At 50.3% G+C, this 1,121-nt stretch carries 7 tRNA genes and 1 rRNA gene; all 8 read left to right on the top strand.

The features are described 5' to 3' along the window. Window positions 1-123 (top strand): 16S ribosomal RNA (locus BZG77_RS14635); the annotation flags it as partial. Window positions 124-203: 80 nt separating this feature from the next. Then, window positions 204-279: transfer RNA gene (locus BZG77_RS14640), tRNA-Glu, on the top strand. Between the two features lie 2 nt (window positions 280-281). Further along, window positions 282-357: transfer RNA gene (locus BZG77_RS14645), tRNA-Lys, on the top strand. A 12-nt stretch (window positions 358-369) separates the two neighbouring features. Next, window positions 370-445 (top strand) — tRNA-Ala (locus BZG77_RS14650). A gap of 12 nt (window positions 446-457) precedes the next feature. Further along, a tRNA-Val gene (locus BZG77_RS14655) sits at window positions 458-533 on the top strand. Between the two features lie 35 nt (window positions 534-568). Next, window positions 569-644: transfer RNA gene (locus tag BZG77_RS14660), tRNA-Ala, on the top strand. Between the two features lie 12 nt (window positions 645-656). Then, a tRNA-Val gene (locus tag BZG77_RS14665) sits at window positions 657-732 on the top strand. Window positions 733-760: 28 nt separating this feature from the next. After that, window positions 761-836 (top strand) — tRNA-Ala (locus BZG77_RS14670). Window positions 837-1,121: the final 285 nt, after the last annotated feature.

Below are 1,121 nucleotides of genomic sequence, written 5' to 3' on the forward strand. Positions count from 1 at the left end.
TGGGCTGCACCAGAAGTAGATAGCTTAACCTTCGGGAGGGCGTTTACCACGGTGTGGTTCATGACTGGGGTGAAGTCGTAACAAGGTAGCCCTAGGGGAACCTGGGGCTGGATCACCTCCTTACTGACGCTATTCTTGCGAGTGTTCACACAGATTGTATAGGTTGAAGTTATAAGAGGATATGTTCCCAAACATATCAGCGTGTCCCATTCGTCTAGAGGCCTAGGACACCGCCCTTTCACGGCGGTAACAGGGGTTCGACTCCCCTATGGGACGCCATTGGGTTGTTAGCTCAGTTGGTAGAGCAGTTGACTTTTAATCAATTGGTCACAGGTTCGAATCCTGTACAACCCACCATTTCTCAGACGCGGGGCTATAGCTCAGCTGGGAGAGCGCTTGCATGGCATGCAAGAGGTCGGCGGTTCGATCCCGCCTAGCTCCACCAAGTCTGAAAGATGGGCGATTAGCTCAGTTGGGAGAGCACCTCCCTTACAAGGAGGGGGTCACTGGTTCGAGCCCGGTATCGCCCACCANTCGAATCCTGTACAACCCACCATTTCTCAGACGCGGGGCTATAGCTCAGCTGGGAGAGCGCTTGCATGGCATGCAAGAGGTCGGCGGTTCGATCCCGCCTAGCTCCACCAAGTCTGAAAGATGGGCGATTAGCTCAGTTGGGAGAGCACCTCCCTTACAAGGAGGGGGTCACTGGTTCGAGCCCGGTATCGCCCACCATTCTCTCAATAGAGAAAAAGTCATTATTGGGGCTATAGCTCAGCTGGGAGAGCGCCTGCCTTGCACGCAGGAGGTCAGCAGTTCGATCCTGCTTAGCTCCACCACTTCGTTATACGTTTTTAGACAGCAGTTATCCCCTGTTGCGACGACGAGTGTCTGAAAGCGAATAATAAAGTGGTTTGTCTAATGACAAACGACATGCTCTTTAACAATCTGGAAAGCTGACAAGTCATTCTTTAAGAATGACAGTAAAGTTCTCAATCAGTGACATATCATGTCACTCACACAATCAAGTGTGCTTGGACTTTGTCTTATTGAATCAATAACGACAAAGCTTCTATTTGAGTCCGGCAAAAACAAAACCTTAGTTGTTTTCATGCAAGACCTTT

The organism is Salinivibrio sp. IB643 (assembly GCF_001996105.1).
Classification (GTDB): Bacteria; Pseudomonadota; Gammaproteobacteria; order Enterobacterales; family Vibrionaceae; genus Salinivibrio; species Salinivibrio costicola.